A 16,852-nucleotide genomic window follows, 5' to 3' on the forward strand; every position below is an offset into this window, starting at 1 on the left:
GCGTCTGCATAGAATGCTTGCACGATCGCGCGCAATCGCCACGTCGTCGGGCACGATGACGCGCAAATCCTCCTTCCCGCCCGTGGCCGCCGACGATGCGCGGCTGCTCGTCCTCGGCAGCCTACCCGGCGACCGTTCGCTTGCCGAAGATCGCTATTATGCGCATCCGCAGAACCAGTTCTGGGCGCTGATGTCGGGCGTCGTGGCGCGCGATCTGGTCGCGCTGGCCTATGACGAGCGGCTGGTCGCGTTGCGTGATGCGGGCGTGGCGCTGTGGGACGTGATCGGGTCGGCGCACCGCGTCGGCAGCACCGACGCCGCGATCCTCGATGCGCAGGACAATGCGGTCGCCGACCTGGTAACGCGCCTTCCGGAACTCCGCGCGATCGCGTTCAACGGCGCCACCGCGTTGAAGCTCGGCCTCAGACAGGGGCTCGGAACGCTCGGCCCGCAGATCGTCGCGCTGCCGTCGAGCAGCGCGCTCCACACGATCGGCCGCGCCGCCAAGCAGCCCGCCTGGGACGCGCTCGCCCCCTTCCTCGCCGTGCCGCGCTAGATCCGCACCGCGCCCGCCGCGCGCACATCGGCGATCGTCGGCCAGCCATTCACCGCCATCAGCAGATCCGCCTCCGCCAGCAGGCACCGCAGCACATGCGCCGCCCCCGCCGCCCCATCGAGCGCGAGGCCATAGGCATAGGGCCGCCCGACGCCGACCGCACGCGCGCCGAGCGCGATCGCCTTCACCACGTCGCTCCCCGACCGGATCCCTGAATCGAACAGCACGGGCACGTCGCCCGCCGCCGCGACCACGTCCGGCAGCATGTCGATCGCCGCGATCCCGCCATTGGCCTGGCGCCCGCCATGGTTCGAACAATAGATCGCATCCGCTCCTGCATCGATCGCGCGGCGTGCGTCGTCGGGATGGCAGATCCCCTTCAGGATCAGCGGCAGCGTAGTGAGCGAGCGCAGCCACGCCATGTCGTCCCAGGTCAGCACCTTGCCGAACACGCCCGCCCATTGCCGCACCGCCGCTGCGCCATCCTCCTCGGGCGGCTTGGCGAGCATCGCGCGAAAGACGGGATCGGAGAAATAGTTCATCAGCACCGCGCCGCGCAGCTGCGGGAAGTTCGCGACGTTCAGGTCACGCGGCCGCCATCCCGTCACCCAGGTGTCGAGCGTGACGACGATCCCCTTATACCCCGCTGCCTCGGCGCGGCGCACCAGGCTCTCGGCCAGCGCCTTGTCCTTTGGTGTATAGAGCTGGAAAAACCCCGGCGTCTCGCCCAGCGCCCCCGCCACGCTTTCGAGCGGATCGTTCGACAGCGTCGACGCCATCAACGGCACCCCCGTCTCGGCCGAGGCACGCGCGGCGGCGAGATCGCCGTGACCGTCCTGCGTGCAGATCCCGATCACCCCGACCGGCGCCATGAAGATCGGGCTCGGCAGCCGCATTCCGAACAGGTCGATCGACAGGTCCCGCCTGCTGCAATCGACCATCATCCGCGGCGTCATGCCCCAGTGGCGGAACGCATGTGCATTGTTGTCCTGCGTAAATTCGTCGCCGCAGCCCCCCTGGACATAGCCCAGCACCGACGGCGGCATCGCCGCGCTCGCGCGCTGTTCGAGCGTCGCGTAATCGACCGGCAGCTTCGGGATCACGCCGCTCAGCCCCGCATTGTAGATCGCGTTCTGGTAATCGCCGTAATGCGGCATCCGCCTACTCCTATCGACGGCGTTAAACCCGTCCTGACGGCGAATGTAGCGCTCACTCGTCGAGCCGCGCCAGAAATTCCTTGGCCTGCGCCAGCGTCGCGTCCCGGTCCGCCGGCTTCATCTTCGCCCAGTTGCGATACGGCATCGCCAGCCGCGGATTGCGATCGAGCTTGTCCTCGTTGCGCACCAGGAAATCCCAGTACAGCGCATTGAACGGACACGCATTCTCCCCGACGCGCTGTTTCACGTCATAGCGACAATGCCCGCAATAATCCGACATCCGGTTGATATACGCGCCCGACGCCGCATAGGGCTTCGACCCCAGCAACCCGCCATCCGCGAACTGGCTCATCCCCAGCGTATTGGGCAGCTCGACCCATTCATACGCATCGGCATAGACCTCCAGATACCATTCATGGACCTGCTTGGGGTCCGCGCCGATCAGCAGCGCGAAATTACCCGTCACCATCAGCCGCTGGATATGATGCGCATAGGCATGGTCGAGCGTCTGCCCGATCGCCTGCGAGAGGCAGTGCATGTCGGTCTCGCCGGTCCAGTAGAAGCCGGGCAAGTCTCGCCTCGCATCCAGGAAGTTGCGCTCGACATACTCCGGCCCCTCGCGCCAGTAGATGCCGCGCATATATTCGCGCCAGCCGATGATCTGGCGGATGAACCCCTCGGCGCAGTTGAGCGGCACGCGCCCCGCCGCATATTCCGCCTCGACCGCACGGCACAGTTCGACCGGATCGAGCAGCCCCGAATTGATATAGGGCGACAGCACCGCGTGCCACAGGAACGGCTGGTCGGTCAGCATCGCATCCTGATAATCCCCGAACCGCGGCAGCGCGTGCTTCAGGAAATGCCGCTGCTGTTTCAGCGCATCGTCGCGGGTCGTCGCGAAGTCGAACGCATCGAGGCTGCCGGGATGCTCGCCGAACCGCGCCGCGACCATCGCGAGCACCGCGGTCGTGATCGCATCGGGGGCAAAGGAGAGCGGGCGCGGCATCAGCAGGTCCGCCTTGGCGGGCTTGCGGTTCTCCGCATCGTAATTCCACTCGCCGCCTTCGGGCTTCTCGCCGTCCATCAGCAACCCGGTGCGGCGGCGCATCTCGCGGTAGAAATACTCCATCCGCAACTGCTTGCGCCCCTCCGCCCAGGCCTCGAACTCGGCATGGCTGGCGAGGAAGCGGTCGTCGGCGCGGATTTCGACCGGCAGGCCGAACAGCGTTTCCCACGCGTCCAGCATCCCCGCAACGCGCCACTCGCCCGCCTCGGTGACGATGATCCGCGCCGGATCATGCCGCTCGATCGCGCGCGCGACCTCGCCGGTAAAGCTGCCGGTCGACTCCGGATCGTCGAGCGTGACGTAGTCGACGGTCCAGCCCGCCTCGCGCAGTGCCTCGGCGTGATGCCGCATCGCCGACAGGATATAGGCGATCTTGCGGCGATGGTGGCGGACATAGGTCGTCTCGTCGGCGACCTCCATCATCAGCACGATCGTCGCCGCCGGGTCGGCCCCGTTCAGCGAGGCGATCTGCAGCGAGAGCTGGTCGCCGAGGATCGGCACGAGCGTGGTTTTCTTGGAGCGCATCGCATCCTACATGGCGGACCATGACCGCTCCTACAAACCCGTTATATCTGGGCCAGAACAGCGCCCTCCCCGCCTCGCCCGAAGAGGCCGTGCTCGATTACGTGCCCAACCCGCGCGTCGGCCGGACCTATCTGGTGCGGTTCGCGGTGCCCGAATTCACCTCGCTCTGCCCGGTTACCGGCCAGCCCGATTTCGCGCATCTCGTCATCGATTATGTCCCCGGCGAGACGATCGTCGAATCCAAGTCGCTCAAGCTGTTTCTCGGCAGCTTTCGCAACCATGCCGGCTTCCACGAGGACTGCACGGTAGGCATAGGCGAGCGGCTGTTCGACGAGATGAAGCCGGTCTGGCTGCGGATCGGCGGCTATTGGTATCCGCGCGGCGGGATCCCGATCGACGTCTTTTGGCAGTCGTCCGCACCCCCCGCAGATCTCTGGCTGCCCGATCAGGGCGTCGCCCCGTATCGTGGGCGTGGCTGACGCCGTCGCCGCATGCGGCGACGTTGATAAAGTTTAACATCAAAGCGTGTGTTGCAGTGCAATATTAATGCAACTTTCATACCTTGTCAGCCGTTGGGGGTGAGCGCGATGCCGGGTTAGCCTGTTATGCGCGCTCAGACAAAGGACAGGGTATGGCGTTACCGGCGGACGGGACCAAGATCACGCGGCTGGCACTCATTGGCAATTTTTTGCCGAGGCGGTGCGGTATCGCGACATATACGACGGACGTGTTCACCGCGATGCGGGCGCGCTTTCCCGAGGTCGCGGTCGACGTCTATGCGATGGATGATCATCCTGGCCTGTACGAGTATCCGCCGGAAGTCGTTGGAACGATCCCCGAAACCGACCTGACCGCTTATCTGGATGCCGCACGCAAGATCGATGCGAGCGGAGCCCAGGCAATCTGGGTTCAGCACGAATACGGCATCTACGGTGGCCCGGCCGGGGACTATCTGCTCGCGCTGCTCGACCGCACGACGCTGCCGGTCGTCGTTGCGTTGCACACGATTCTCGAACGCCCCAATCCCGACGAACGCCGCGTGATGGAGGGCCTGTTGCGCCGTGCCGCCCGCGTCATCGTGATGGCGGAGCGTGGCCGCGACATCCTCCAGCGCGTTTATGGCGCCAGCCCGCGGCAGATCGTGATGATCCCGCACGGCGTGCCCGATCGTGACCTCGTCGAACCCGACACGCTGAAGGCGCAATTCGGCTGGGAAGGTCGCAAGGTCGTGCTGACCTTCGGACTGCTCGCGCCGAACAAGGGCATCGAAACGGTGATCGAGGCGCTGCCCGCGGTCATCGAACGCCATCCCAATCTTCTCTACGTCGTGCTCGGCGCGACGCACCCCAATCTCGTCGCGCATCAGGGCGAGGCGTATCGTGATCGTCTCAAGGCGCTGACCGAAGCCCGTGGCGTGGCGGGCAATGTCGCCTTCATCGACGCGTTCGTCGAACATGACGAGTTGCTGAGCTATCTGCAGGCGGCAGATATCTATGTGACGCCCTACACCAACCCGGCGCAGATCACCTCGGGCACGCTCAGCTACGCCATCGGCGTCGGCAAGCCTGTCATCTCGACCCCGTACGTCCATGCGACCGAGATCCTCGCCGATGGGCATGGCGTCCTTGTCCCGTTCGGTGATGTCGCTGCCTTTGCGCGCGAAATCGACATGCTGCTGTCGAGCGATCGCGACCGCCATCGCCTGGCCGAACGCGCCTATGCGCGCGGTCGTACGATGATCTGGCCACAGCTTGCCGAAACATCGATGGCAGAGATCCGCGCGGTGGTCGCGGCACGCCCTTTTCGTCTGGCAAAACCTTCGCCCCCGTTGAAGCCGCTTGCGCCTGACTTCGCGGCCGTCGAACGGATGAGTGATTCGACGGGCATGCTCCAGCATTCGATCTACTCGATCCCCGATCGCCGGCATGGCTATTGCATCGACGACAATTGCCGTGCGCTCATGCTGATGAGCGCGATGCCGGACATGGACGAGGTCCAGCGTGACAAGTGGACGACGATCTATGCGTCGTTCGTACAATATGCCTGGAACCCGGACGAGCGTCGCTTCCGCAACTTCATGAACTTCGACCGGAGCTGGTGCGAGGACGTCGGGTCCGAGGATTCGAACGGTCGCACCGTCTGGGCGCTCGGCATCACCGCACGCGATGCGCAGTTGGCCAAGCACCGTGACTGGGCGACGGCGATGTATGACTCGACCGCATCCTGTGCGCTCGAGCTCGGCAGCCTGCGCGCGCAGGCCTTTGCGATGCTCGGCGCGGCGGCGATGCTCGAGGCGAGCCCCGGGCATCAGCTCTCGCTGTCGATCCTGGCAAAGTTCCCAGATGTCCATCTGGCACTGCTCGAGAAGACGCGGCGTCCCGAATGGCAGTGGTTCGAGATCGTCCTTGCCTATGACAATGCGCGCCTGCCACAGGCGCTCATCCGTGCGGGCCAGGCGCTCGGCCGCCAGGACCTGATCGATTGCGGTCTGGCAACACTCGAATGGATCGTCGCCAAGCAGACCTCGCCCGAGGGTCGCTTCCGCGCGGTGGGTACGGAAAGCTTCGGACGCTCCTATGAGGATCCGCTGCAGTTCGACCAGCAGCCGCTGGAGGCACAGGCCACCGTCGATGCCTGCATGGCGGCGTTCGAGGCCACCGGCGACCTGCGCTGGCGTGACGAGGCCGAGCGCGCCTATCGCTGGTTCCTGGGCGGGAATGACCTCAATCTGCCGCTCGCGAGCATTGCCGATGGTGGCTGTTTTGATGGATTGATGCCGACGGGATTGAACCGCAACCAAGGTGCAGAGTCGATTTTGGCGCTGCAATTGGCCAATTGTGCGATTTCGGGGGTATCAAACGCAGCCCAAAGCGTGGCAGGAGCCTCGCGCGTCGTCGCATAGCCTCGCTAGCGTCGGCGTCCCAAGGTGGAACGGCACGCGAGGCATAAGCACGATGGACCTGTTTACCCACCAGCTGCGGTTGCACGCTGACCCGTCACGGGTCGTCGTCCGGCCCTTTCATATCGCCTGGGCCGGCAACGCCGGCGCACCCAGTCGTACCGAGCGACTGGTCGGCGAAGTCCTCGAGATGACGAGCGCCGAGGCGCGGATCCAGCTCGAGGTGGTGCTGAAGGATTTCGAGGCGCGGCACTGGCAGACGCGGCGCGTGTTCATGACGCGCTACGACCAGATCGAGGACATGCTCGGGCTCAACGGCGCGGATATCGGTGATGAGAAGCGCCAGCTGATCGGCGCCTATTTCTGCCATGAATACAGCTATGCCGCCGCCGCGCTGATGAACCCCAGCGCGGTGCCGCATTTCGACCAGTCGGGGATGCCGCCGGGCAGCCTGCGCATCCTGATGTCGATGCGCGCGGTCGGCGAAGGTCACATCTCGTCGGTCGCCTTCCGCGAAGGCATCATCACCGACCAGAATCTGATGAAGCTCGCGCCCGAGCCGCCCTTCGCCACCGCGACCGACGCGGTCGGCAGCGGCGAGGACGAGATGCCGCAGGGCCCCGTCACCGTCTATCGTCACCGCGACAGCACGCTCAGCGGCACTGTGATCTTCCCGATCACCCAGGCGCAGTCGAAGGGGCTGGAGGATCTGCGCATCGTCCGCTTCCAGCACGACAATGGCGACTATGAATGGATCGGCACCTACACCGCTTATAACGGTTCGGTCATCCAATCCGAGCTGATGCGGACACGCGATTTCCGCGCGTTCGATCTCGTCCCGATGACTGGCCCCGCCGCGCGCAACAAGGGCATGGCGCTGTTCCCGCGCAAGGTGAACGGCCAGTATATGATGATCGGCCGGCAGGACGGCGAAAACCTGTTCCTGCTGAAGTCGGACACGCTGACCGACTGGGACGACGGCGAGAAGATCCTGACGCCGCTCTATCCGTGGGAGCTCGTCCAGATCGGCAATTGCGGCCCGCCGATCGAACTCGACGAGGGCTGGTTGCTGCTCACGCACGGCGTCGGCGCGATGCGCAAATATTCGATCGGTGCGGTGCTGCTCGACAAGGACGACCCGTCGAAGGTGATCGGCCGCACGCAGCAGCCGATTCTCGCCGCCAAGGATCAGGACCGCGAGGGCTATGTCCCCAACGTCGTCTACAGCTGCGGCGCGCTGCGCCACGGCGATGCGCTGTTCCTGCCTTACGGGATCGCCGACAGCTCGATCGGCTTCGCCTTCGTCAAGATCACGGACATGCTCGCCGCGATGAAGTGAGGCTACCCCGCACCCCAACCACCACCCCGGCCTCCGCCGGGGTGGTGCGAAATACCTCGGCGCACGCGTGTATCCTGTTCTCCCGCGAAGGCGGGAGCCCAGTCTGGGTCCCCGCCTTCGCGGGGAAACACTCTTTACTGCGACGCCGCCATCGTCCGCCGGTACATCACCCAGGTCAGCAGCGCGAACAGCAGGGTTCCGCCGACCAGCGCGATGGGCACGAACCCCTCCCCGACCAGCGCCAGCGGCGTCTCCTGGTTGGTGAGATAGACGATCCCGGCAAACCCCACGCCCCACAGCGACTCGCCGACGATCATCCCCGTCGCGGTCAGCACGCCCATCCGCCTGGCAAGCTCGGGATCGCGCGCGCGGTCGGCCCAGCGGTCATAGGCATAGCCGACCACCGCGCCGATCGTGACCGGCAACGTCACCGCCATTGGCAGATACACGCCCAGCCCGACGCCCAGCGGCGGCAACCGCAGTTTGCCCGCCTTGCCCAGCAGTTCGTCGAGCGCGATCACCGCGACCCCGGTCATCGCGCCATAGCCGATCATTGCCCAGTTGAGATTGCCCCCCAGCACGCCCTTGGCGAGCGCCGAGATCAGCGCCGCCTGCGGTGCGGCCAGCGCATTGGGCCCAGCCCCCGGCGCACCCGCAAAGCCAAGCGTGCTGCCGAGCAGGTTGAGTACCGGCGGCACGACGATCGACCCGAACACCACGCCGATCAGCAGCGCGACCTGCTGCTTCCACGGCGTCGCACCGACCAACTGCCCGGTCTTCAGATCCTGGAGATTGTCGTTCGAGATCGTCGCGATGCCGAACACCACGCCGGTCACGATCAGGCCGTAGGCGACCAGCGCCTGCGTCGTCCCCGGCTCGACCGCACGGCCGAACCACGACACCAGCAGGATCGATGCGGCGAGGATGGCGAGGATGCCGATGCCCGATACGGGTGAATTCGACGCGCCGATCAGCCCCGCCATGTACCCGCACACCGCCGCGATCACGAGGCCGATGACCAGGATGAACGCAAGACTCCCTGCGATCAGCCCGATCGCCGACGCCTCGAGCGGCCCGCCCTGGAGGACGGTCCACAGCAGGATCCCGATCGGCACGAGCATCGCCAGCGACGCGATCCCGACGATCCCGATCGGGATGTCGCGCTCCTCGAGTGCCAGCACTTCGCCGCCGCGCTTGGCTGCCGACGCCGCCAGCGCCGATCGCACGCCGCCGACCACGGGCCCTGCGATCTTGAGCAAGGTCCAGATCGCCGCGACGCCGATCACGCCCGCACCGAAGAACCGCACGTCCGACCGGAACACGGTCGTCGCGATCACTTCCGCGGTGCCGGTCACGCTCCCCGCCGAGGTCAGGATCGGCAGCAGAACCCACCAGCCGATCACCACGCCCGTGAACATTGCCATGCCGACCGAGATCCCGACCAGATGCCCCGCGCCCAGCAGCGCGAACGACAGCCCGCCCGAAATTCCGGTCGCACCTGCGCCGACGCGGAACCACGTCGCGGCCTCGGCAGCGACCAGCTTGGTCTGCGTCAGGATCGCGAACCCGGCCGACACCAGCGCGTTGACGACGATGATGCCGAGCCCGCGTGCGCTCTCCTCGCCGCCCTCACGGCTGCCCGCGCCGACCTTGAGCACTTCGGCGGCCGCGCGGCCTTCCGGATAGGGCAGCACCGTGTCGACGACGAGTGCACGGCGCAGCGGCACCGAGAACAGCACGCCGAGCACGCCGCCGAACATCGTGATCGCTGCGGTGGTGAAGAACGGGAACCCCTGCCACCAGCCGATCATGACGAGGCCGGGCAACACGAAGATGATCGCCGCGAGCGTGCCCGCGGCGGACGCGATCGTCTGGACGATGTTGTTCTCGAGGATCGTCGAATCCTTGAACAGCCGCAGCACGGCCATCGAGATCACCGCGGCGGGAATCGACGTCGCGAAGGTCAGCCCGATCTTCAGTCCGAGATACACATTGGCCGCGGTGAACAGCAGCGTGATGATCGCGCCGAGCACGACCCCGCGAAAGGTAAGCTCGCGCATGCTCGTCTCGGGTCCGGTCTCGGATACGCCCCGCGTCGCGTCGGTCATCAGATCGTCCTAACCAGAAACACGTGCCCCGGCGGAGGCCGAAGCCCAGTCGGAACGTCCTCCAACCGGGCCTCGGCCTCCGCCGGGGTCCTAGCCGTCAGGATGCCGCGCTCTTGCCGTGAGCGCAACCGGCCGGATCAGCGCGCCACCATCCGCCGCGCGAAATGCACCGTGACCGCGCGCGTCACGCTCTCCGCAATCCGCTGCCGCCCCTCGTCGCTGTCGAGAAACGCCGCGTCCTGCGGGTTCGAGATATAGCCCGTCTCGAACAGGATCGAGGGCATATCGGGCGCCTTGAGCACCATCAGCGACGCCATGCGGTGGAAGTTCGGCTTGAGCGGCATCAACGGCTTGGCCTCGCGTCCTAGCAACCGCGCGAACGTGGCCGACGCGTTCATCGTCTCGCGCTGCGTCAGGTCGATCAGGATCGACGACACGTCGGCAGGCGCCTCGCCCAGATTCACCCCGGAGATCACATCCGCCTTGTTCTCGCGCGCGGCTAGCCGCGCCGCCTCCTTGTCGGACGCCACCTCGGACAGCGTATAGGCAGTCGCGCCGCTCGCGCCTTCGGATCCGGTACTGTCGCAGTGGACCGATATGAACAGGTCCCCCTTCAACCGCCGTGCGACGCCGTACCGCTCGCGCAGCACAAGGAACCGGTCGTCGCTCCGCGTGAGCGCGACGCGCACCCGACCAGAAGCGAGCAGCGCGTCACGGATCGCCTTGGCGACCTTGAGGGTCACATCTTTCTCGCGCAGTCCGTCGGGGCCGATCGCGCCCGGATCGACGCCGCCATGCCCGGCGTCGATCACGACCAGCGGACGCATGTCGTCGCCCTCGACCCGCGGCAGCGCAATCCCGCGCGCGCGGGGCGGCACCGGGATCGACACTTTGTACCGCGGCGCCGGTCGTGCGGCGAAATGGAACGGGAAGAAATTCAGCGGACCGGCGATACTGGCCTGCGCAAAGGCCGCATCGTCGACGCGGCGCAAGGCCAGCGTCAGTTCGCGTCCCTGCGAATCGAACCCGCCATCGGCGACGATCACCGGCTCGGACAGGTCGAACAGCATCCGCAGCCCGGAGCCGCCGTGCCGGCGCTGCGTGATGCGGGTCACGACACCGCCCGGCCTCACTGGTCCGCCGGGCGTCGCGTTCGCGATATCGACCGCGATCTGCCTTTGTCCGGTCAGGATCTGGCTCGCGCCGCTGCCGACCGGTGCATCGAAGCGGATCACGATCTGCGTCCGGCCGATCGCGATGCTCTGCACGGTCGCCGCCAGCGCCGGAACGCCGGACAGCCAGCCGAGCAGCAGAGCGATGATCGCAACCATCCTGCGTCCATGCCGTGCGACCGCGCTGCCGGTCCAGCGAAAAGCCATTCTACACTCCCTGGATCGGTCGAGCCCGACCGAAACGAGACGCCTACGCCACGCCCCCGCAAGAGGATCTTGCGGAGCAGGGTTAATAGCCTGTTTGCCTTGGTTTTCCCATATCCGTGGCTGCCGGCGCGGCTGCCGGACAAATCGCCGCGCGGAAATACAGCGTGTGAAAATGCCGGGTTTCAAGGCTTGGGACGGCCCCGCGCCGGGCCAGTTGCGGGATCTGCAATGCGGTGCTAGTCCTGCCGTGCACCCGTGCGTCGCTAGAGTTTGCCAGCGACGCGCCGGTCTCAACGCCCGCCTTCGGATCCTCGACGGCGCGGCAATTTCAGGTTGACGCTCGAATGACGCATTCCCCCCGCCCCGCTCACCGATCGGCCTTCGCCGACGGGATCGCGGTCGTGCGGGCGCCGCAGGGTGAGTTCCCGCAGCATGCGCGTCGAGCAGAGGCAGTTTCGCATACCTTCCGCGAGTCCGGGCGTCCGTGTCCGACCGCACCACCATCAAGCGCGCGACGGCTGCCATCAGGCCCGGCGCGCGCGCGGAGAATCTATTATGACAACGCGTATGCTGATCGACGCACGCCACCGGGAAGAAACCCGGATCGCCGTCGTCAAGGGTAACCGGATCGAGGAATTCGATTTCGAAAGCGCCGAGCGCAAGCAGCTCAAGGGTAACATTTACCTCGCCAAGGTCACGCGGGTCGAGCCGTCGCTCCAGGCGGCGTTCATCGATTACGGCGGCAATCGCCACGGCTTCCTCGCGTTCAGCGAGATCCACCCCGATTACTACCAGATCCCCAAGGAAGACCGCGACGCGCTGCTCCGCGAAGAGGCCGAGCATGCCGCCGAGGAGGCCGCCCTGCGCGCCGACTATGACGCGGACGACGAAGAGGGTGACGACGAGGACGATATCGAGCGCTTCGAGGACGATGGCGGGGTAGATCCCGACGTCGCCGAGGAGCTCGAAGGCGGCGAAGAGACCGGCGAGGCCCCGCGTCGCAAGCGCAAGCCGAACGGCGACGAGGCCGCGGTCGAGGATCTGCGCGAGCGTCGCATGAACCTGCGCCGCCGCTACAAGATCCAGGACGTGATCCATCGCCGTCAGGTGCTGCTCGTGCAGGTCGTCAAGGAAGAGCGCGGCAACAAGGGCGCAGCCCTGACCACGTATCTGTCGCTGGCCGGCCGCTACTGCGTGCTGATGCCCAATACCAGCCACGGCGGCGGCATCTCGCGCAAGATCAGCAACGCGGGCGATCGCAAGCGCCTGAAGTCGATCATGGCCGACATGCAGCTGCCGCCGTCGATGGGCTGCATCGTCCGCACCGCCGGGCTGCAGCGCAGCAAGGTCGAGATCAAGCGCGACTTCGATTACCTCGCCCGTCTGTGGGACGGGATCCGCGAAGCGACGCTGAAGGCGTCGGCGCCCGCGCTCGTCTACGGCGACAGCGACCTGATCAAGCGCGCGATCCGCGACATCTACAACAAGGAAATCGAAGAGGTCATCGTCGAGGGCGAGGACGGCTATCGCCAGGCGCGCGAGTTCATGCGCCTGCTGATGCCGACGCACGCCCGGCGCATCAAGCATTACGCCGACCCCGTGCCGCTGTTCCAGCGCGCGGGCGTCGAGGACCAGCTGTCGGCGATGTACCATCCGGTCGTCCAGCTGAAATCGGGCGGCTATCTGGTCATCAACCCGACCGAGGCGCTCGTCTCGATCGACATCAACTCGGGCCGCTCGACGCGCGAACACAGCATCGAGCAGACCGCGACCGCGACCAACCTCGAGGCCGCACAGGAAATCGGCCGCCAGCTGCGCCTGCGCGACATGGCCGGGCTCGTCGTCATCGACTTCATCGACATGGATAACAATTCCAATGTCCGTAAGGTCGAGAAGGCGATGAAGGAGGCGCTGAAGAACGATCGCGCGCGCATCCAGATCGGCCGCATCTCGTCGTTCGGCCTCATGGAAATGAGCCGCCAGCGACTGCGCACCGGCGTGCTGGAAGCATCGACCCGCGCCTGTCCGCATTGCGAGGGCACCGGCCTGGTCCGCACCGCATCGTCGTCGGGCATCTCCGCGCTCCGCCTCATCGAGGACGAGGCCGCCCGCGGCCGTGGTTCGCTGCTGACGCTGCGCGCGAGCCAGGAAGCGGCCGTCTACATCCTCAACCGCAAGCGTGCCGACATCGCCGAGATCGAGGATCGCTACGGCGTGATCGTCGAGATCATCCCCGGCCAGGACGAGGAAGGCGCGCATATGACGGTCGAGGCCAGTGGCCCGCCGCCCGCGCATCCGCCGAAATTCGTCCAGATCATCGAAGAGGACGAGGACGATCTTCCCGAGGAGATCGAGGACGAGATCGAGGAGGACGAGGTCGAGGAGGCCGAGGCCGAGCAGCCGCGTCGTCGTGAGGGGGGCCGCGAAGGCGGTCGTGAGCAGACCGCGCCACGTGAGGGCCGCGATGCCGATGGCGAGGGCGGCAAGAAGCGCCGTCGCCGCCGCGGTCGTCGGGGCCGGGCACGTCCGGGTGAGGACGGCGCCGTCGGTGGTACGAGCGAGGATGGCGCGTTCGAGGACGTCGACAACAATGTCGAGCAGATCGACGAGGGCGTCGGCGAGATCGTCGAAGTCGGCGGTGGCGAGGAGATCGAAGGTACGGCTCCGGCCGAACAGGCCAACGGCGTCGAAGGCGAAGGCCGTCGTCGTCGCGGACGTCGCGGACGTCGCGGTGGTCGGCGCAACGAGCAGGGCGGCGAGCAGACCGGCGCCGAGACGGGCGAGTCGATTGCCGTCAGCAGCATCGACACCGCGGCACTGATCGCCGAGGCGCCCGAGCCGGAGGCATTTGCGCCGGTCGAGACGTCCGGGGCCGAGCCGGTGTTCGAGGAGGCGCCGTCCGCGCCGGTCGCCGAGGCTCCCAAGATGCGTCGTCGCCCGCGCGCCCGTGCGGCCGCCGCGACGATCAACGCTGACCCGGTCGCCGAGACGGCGCCCAAGTCGCGTCGGGGTCGCAAGCCGCGTCCGGTTGAGACGGCCGACGAGACGACCATGGCACCAGAACCGGTCGTATCCGAAGTGTCCGTCACGCCCGAGCCGCAGGAACAGGCCGCTCCCGATCCGGTCGCGGCAGAGCCGGCGCGCAAGCCTGCACGGCGTCGTCGCGAGGCGGTTGCCGATGCGACGATGGACGAGGTCGGCGCCACGCCGGCCGAGACGCTGGAGGCGTCCGCACCTAAGCCCAAGCGCGCGCGTCGCAAGGCGAGCGATACGGCGGTCGAGCCCGCAGCCGTCGAGGAAGCCCCTGCCAAGGTCGCCAAGCCGCGTGGTCGGCCGCGCAAGGCCGCGGTGATCGAGGCCGGCGACGCCGCCCCGACCAGCGAGGTGCTTGCCGCGCCGGTCGAGACCACGCCACCGCAGGTCGAGGTCCAGCCGCAGGACGCCGACGCGCCAGGCACGAACGACGACCCCGATGGCGCGCCGCGCCGCGGCTGGTGGCAGCGCACCTTCGGCTGACGCCAGAGCATAGCCGTTGAGACGGGCGCGATCGAAAGGTCGCGCCTGTTTTCATTTCGGCGCGTTCGGACCCGTTGCCGCGCGGTTCGCGGCTTGGGCCGGGTCCTGTGTTCACCATCGGGCGTCGGACCCGCCCACGTCGTCGCCCCCGCCATTGCTCCCCCGCCGCCGATCGACGATACTGCGCGATATGAAGCGCTTCGTCGCGGCCCTGACCGCCACCCTCCTGCTCTGGGCGCAACCCGCGCAGGCGCAGTCGATCCTCCGCGATGCGGAAACCGAAACGATGTTCGCCGAAATGTCCGGCCCGCTGATCACGGCGGCAGGCCTGTCGCCGCGCGACGTCAAGGTCGTGCTGATCAACGACGATTCGATCAATGCGTTCGTCGCGGGCGGCCAGACCGTCTATGTCCATTCGGGCCTGCTCCAGGCGGCGGACAATGCGAACGAAGTCCAGGGCGTGATCGCGCACGAACTCGGCCACATCGCCGACGGGCATGTCGTGCTCTCCGATCGCGGGACCAAACCCGCGATGGGCATGTACCTGCTCTCGATGGTGCTCGGCCTGGCGGCGATGGCGGCGGGCAGCGGCGAGGCGGGCGCGGGAATCATGGCGGCCGGACAACAGGCCGCGATGGGCAATTACCTCGCGTTCAGCCGCACGCAGGAATCCACCGCGGATGCGAGCGGCGCGAAGTATCTGCGGGAGGCCAACGTCACGGGCCGCGGCATGCTGAGCTTTTTCAAGAAGCTGCAGCAGCAGGAATATCGCTTCGGCACCGCCAATATCGACCCGTTCATGCAGTCGCATCCGCTGTCTGGCGAGCGTGTCTCGGCGCTGACCGCGGATCTCCAGGCGTCGCCCGCCTGGGCGAACAAGCCCGATGCCGCGCTCGAGGAACGCTTCCGCCGCGTGAAGGCCAAGCTTGCCGGCTATGTCCTGCCCGCGCCGCGCACGCTGCAAAGCTATCCGCCGAGCGACCAGTCGATCTACGCACATTACGCCCGAGCCTATGCCTATCATAAATCGGGCTATCCCGACAAAGCCGATGCCGAGGCGAACGCGCTGGTGAAGGCCAAGCCCGACGATCCCTATTTCCTCGAGATCAAGGGCCAGATCCTGCTCGAGGCGGGCAGGCCGGTCGAGTCGCTCGTCCCGCTGCGCGAGGCGACCGAGGGGTCGCGCAACAACCCGCTGATCGCCACGACGTTCGGCCACGCGCTGATCGCGACCGAGGACAAGGCGAATTATCCCGAGGCCACGAAGGTCCTGCGCACTGCGGTCGGCCGCGACGATCAGAACCCGTTCGCCTGGATGCAGCTCGGCACCGTCTACGAGCTGACCGGCGATACCGCGCGCGCGGCGCTCGCCACTGCCGAGCGCGCGAGCATGGGCGGCGACATGCGGACCGCATCGGCCAGCGCGCAATATGCGCTCGCCAACATTCCCGCCAACACCCCCGACTGGATCCGCGCGCAGGATATCGCGATGGCCGCGCAGAACGAGATGGACGACAATCCCAAGCAGTATAAGCGGCGCCGATGAACAAGATGATGTTGCCCGCCATCGCGGCGGTCGGGGCGGTCCTGGGCGGATTCGCGGTGTGGGGCTATGATCGCCAGGGCGGTGGCGTCGCGCGCGCACAGGTCGAGGCGATCGTCCACGATTACATGCTCGCGCATCCCGAGATCCTGCCCGAAGCGATGGAGAAACTGCGCGACCGCGAGTCGGGCAAGACGGTCGCCGCTAATCGCGACGCGATCGTCACGCCGTTCGGCAGCGCCTGGGCGGGCAACCCCAAGGGCGACGTCACGCTCGTCGAATATTTCGATTATAATTGCGGGTATTGCCGCGCGAGCCTGCCGATGATCGCAAAGCTGATCGCCGCAGACCCCAAGGTCCGCGTCGTCTTCCGCGAATTGCCGATCCTCAGCGCGGAAAGCCGCGTCGCTGCCCGCGCGAGCCTCGCGGCCGCCCAACAGGGCAAGTTCGCAGCCTTCCACGACGCGCTCTACGCCGGCGGTCAGGTCAGTGACGCGACGATCGCGGCGGCGGCGGCGAAGGCCGGGGTCGACATCAATCCGGCCGGCTTCACCAAGACCGCCGATGCCGAGATCGGCAAGAACATGGAAACAGCGGCCAAGCTCGGCATGACGGGCACACCAAGCTGGGTAGTCGGCGACCGCATCCTGTCCGGCGCACTGCCGCTCGAGGACCTGCAAAAGGCGGTCGCCGCCGCCCGGGTGAGCTAACGCCCGTCATCCTGACGAAAGTCAGGATCCAGAGCCACAACCGGAACGCGTGTG

The 16,852-nt window shown here is 66.8% G+C and carries 11 protein-coding genes; 7 read left to right on the forward strand and 4 right to left on the reverse strand.

Going from position 1 to position 16,852, the window contains the following annotated elements; genetic code table 11:
• Positions 1–13: 13 nt before the first annotated feature.
• Positions 14–556 (forward strand): DNA-deoxyinosine glycosylase, encoded by a 543-nt coding sequence (locus J3A66_RS08995; RefSeq protein WP_236559114.1) that lies wholly within the window; start codon positions 14–16, stop codon positions 554–556.
• Here J3A66_RS08995 and J3A66_RS09000 read toward each other — a convergent pair.
• Both J3A66_RS09000 and J3A66_RS09005 read right to left on the reverse strand, forming a co-directional pair.
• A complete protein-coding gene (locus J3A66_RS09000) occupies positions 553–1,713 on the reverse strand; it encodes an alpha-hydroxy-acid oxidizing protein (RefSeq protein ID WP_209568368.1) in 1,161 nt (386 codons plus the stop codon). The two genes, J3A66_RS08995 and J3A66_RS09000, sit on opposite strands and share 4 nt — an antisense overlap.
• A 52-nt stretch (positions 1,714–1,765) precedes the next feature.
• Positions 1,766–3,304: a cryptochrome/photolyase family protein gene (locus J3A66_RS09005; protein ID WP_209568370.1), complete on the reverse strand. Its 1,539-nt coding sequence runs from the start codon at positions 3,302–3,304 to the stop codon at positions 1,766–1,768.
• A gap of 20 nt (positions 3,305–3,324) precedes the next feature.
• Here J3A66_RS09005 and queF point away from each other — a divergent pair, with 20 nt between their 5' ends.
• The 3 genes from queF (at position 3,325) to J3A66_RS09020 (ending at position 7,542) form a co-directional block, all read left to right on the forward strand.
• Positions 3,325–3,783 carry a preQ(1) synthase gene (gene queF, locus J3A66_RS09010; RefSeq protein ID WP_037527914.1) on the forward strand — a complete coding sequence of 153 codons (459 nt, stop codon included), beginning with the start codon at positions 3,325–3,327 and terminating at the stop codon, positions 3,781–3,783.
• Positions 3,784–3,935: 152 nt separating this feature from the next.
• Positions 3,936–6,206, forward strand: a complete 2,271-nt coding sequence (locus J3A66_RS09015) for a glycosyltransferase family 4 protein (protein WP_209568372.1) — start codon at positions 3,936–3,938, stop codon at positions 6,204–6,206.
• A gap of 52 nt (positions 6,207–6,258) precedes the next feature.
• On the forward strand, positions 6,259–7,542 hold the full coding sequence (locus J3A66_RS09020) for a glycoside hydrolase family 130 protein (RefSeq protein WP_031440075.1): 1,284 nt from the start codon (positions 6,259–6,261) through the stop codon (positions 7,540–7,542).
• 134 nt (positions 7,543–7,676) lie between these two features.
• Here J3A66_RS09020 and J3A66_RS09025 read toward each other — a convergent pair whose 3' ends face one another.
• Entirely contained in the window at positions 7,677–9,650 is a 1,974-nt protein-coding gene (locus J3A66_RS09025; RefSeq protein ID WP_245336747.1) for an oligopeptide transporter, OPT family, read from the reverse strand.
• A 137-nt stretch (positions 9,651–9,787) separates the two neighbouring features.
• On the reverse strand, positions 9,788–11,029 hold the full coding sequence (locus tag J3A66_RS09030; protein WP_234387312.1) for an N-acetylmuramoyl-L-alanine amidase: 1,242 nt from the start codon (positions 11,027–11,029) through the stop codon (positions 9,788–9,790).
• Positions 11,030–11,584: 555 nt separating this feature from the next.
• Here J3A66_RS09030 and J3A66_RS09035 point away from each other — a divergent pair.
• The 3 genes from J3A66_RS09035 (at position 11,585) to J3A66_RS09045 (ending at position 16,798) form a co-directional block, all read left to right on the forward strand.
• A complete protein-coding gene (locus J3A66_RS09035) occupies positions 11,585–14,545 on the forward strand; it encodes a ribonuclease E/G (protein WP_245336748.1) in 2,961 nt (986 codons plus the stop codon).
• Positions 14,546–14,735: 190 nt separating this feature from the next.
• Positions 14,736–16,091, forward strand: coding sequence for a M48 family metalloprotease (locus J3A66_RS09040; protein ID WP_056678993.1), 1,356 nt, complete (start codon positions 14,736–14,738; stop codon positions 16,089–16,091).
• On the forward strand, positions 16,088–16,798 hold the full coding sequence (locus J3A66_RS09045; RefSeq protein WP_209568374.1) for a DsbA family protein: 711 nt from the start codon (positions 16,088–16,090) through the stop codon (positions 16,796–16,798). Before J3A66_RS09040 ends, J3A66_RS09045 begins: the two co-directional genes overlap by 4 nt.
• Positions 16,799–16,852 lie beyond the last annotated feature (54 nt).

Source organism: Sphingomonas sp. PvP018, from assembly GCF_017876865.1.
Classification (GTDB): domain Bacteria; phylum Pseudomonadota; class Alphaproteobacteria; order Sphingomonadales; family Sphingomonadaceae; genus Sphingomonas; species Sphingomonas aerolata.

What these genes read in the sequence shown, in the direction of transcription:
- J3A66_RS08995 (WP_236559114.1), top strand. Translation starts at nt 14, where the DNA reads ATGCTTGCACGATCGCGCGCAATCGCCACGTCGTCGGGCACGATGACG.
- J3A66_RS09000 (WP_209568368.1), bottom strand. Translation starts at nt 1,713, where the DNA reads ATGCCGCATTACGGCGATTACCAGAACGCGATCTACAATGCGGGGCTG.
- J3A66_RS09005 (WP_209568370.1), bottom strand. Translation starts at nt 3,304, where the DNA reads ATGCGCTCCAAGAAAACCACGCTCGTGCCGATCCTCGGCGACCAGCTC.
- queF (WP_037527914.1), top strand. Translation starts at nt 3,325, where the DNA reads ATGACCGCTCCTACAAACCCGTTATATCTGGGCCAGAACAGCGCCCTC.
- J3A66_RS09015 (WP_209568372.1), top strand. Translation starts at nt 3,936, where the DNA reads ATGGCGTTACCGGCGGACGGGACCAAGATCACGCGGCTGGCACTCATT.
- J3A66_RS09020 (WP_031440075.1), top strand. Translation starts at nt 6,259, where the DNA reads ATGGACCTGTTTACCCACCAGCTGCGGTTGCACGCTGACCCGTCACGG.
- J3A66_RS09025 (WP_245336747.1), bottom strand. Translation starts at nt 9,650, where the DNA reads ATGACCGACGCGACGCGGGGCGTATCCGAGACCGGACCCGAGACGAGC.
- J3A66_RS09030 (WP_234387312.1), bottom strand. Translation starts at nt 11,029, where the DNA reads ATGGCTTTTCGCTGGACCGGCAGCGCGGTCGCACGGCATGGACGCAGG.
- J3A66_RS09035 (WP_245336748.1), top strand. Translation starts at nt 11,585, where the DNA reads ATGACAACGCGTATGCTGATCGACGCACGCCACCGGGAAGAAACCCGG.
- J3A66_RS09040 (WP_056678993.1), top strand. Translation starts at nt 14,736, where the DNA reads ATGAAGCGCTTCGTCGCGGCCCTGACCGCCACCCTCCTGCTCTGGGCG.
- J3A66_RS09045 (WP_209568374.1), top strand. Translation starts at nt 16,088, where the DNA reads ATGAACAAGATGATGTTGCCCGCCATCGCGGCGGTCGGGGCGGTCCTG.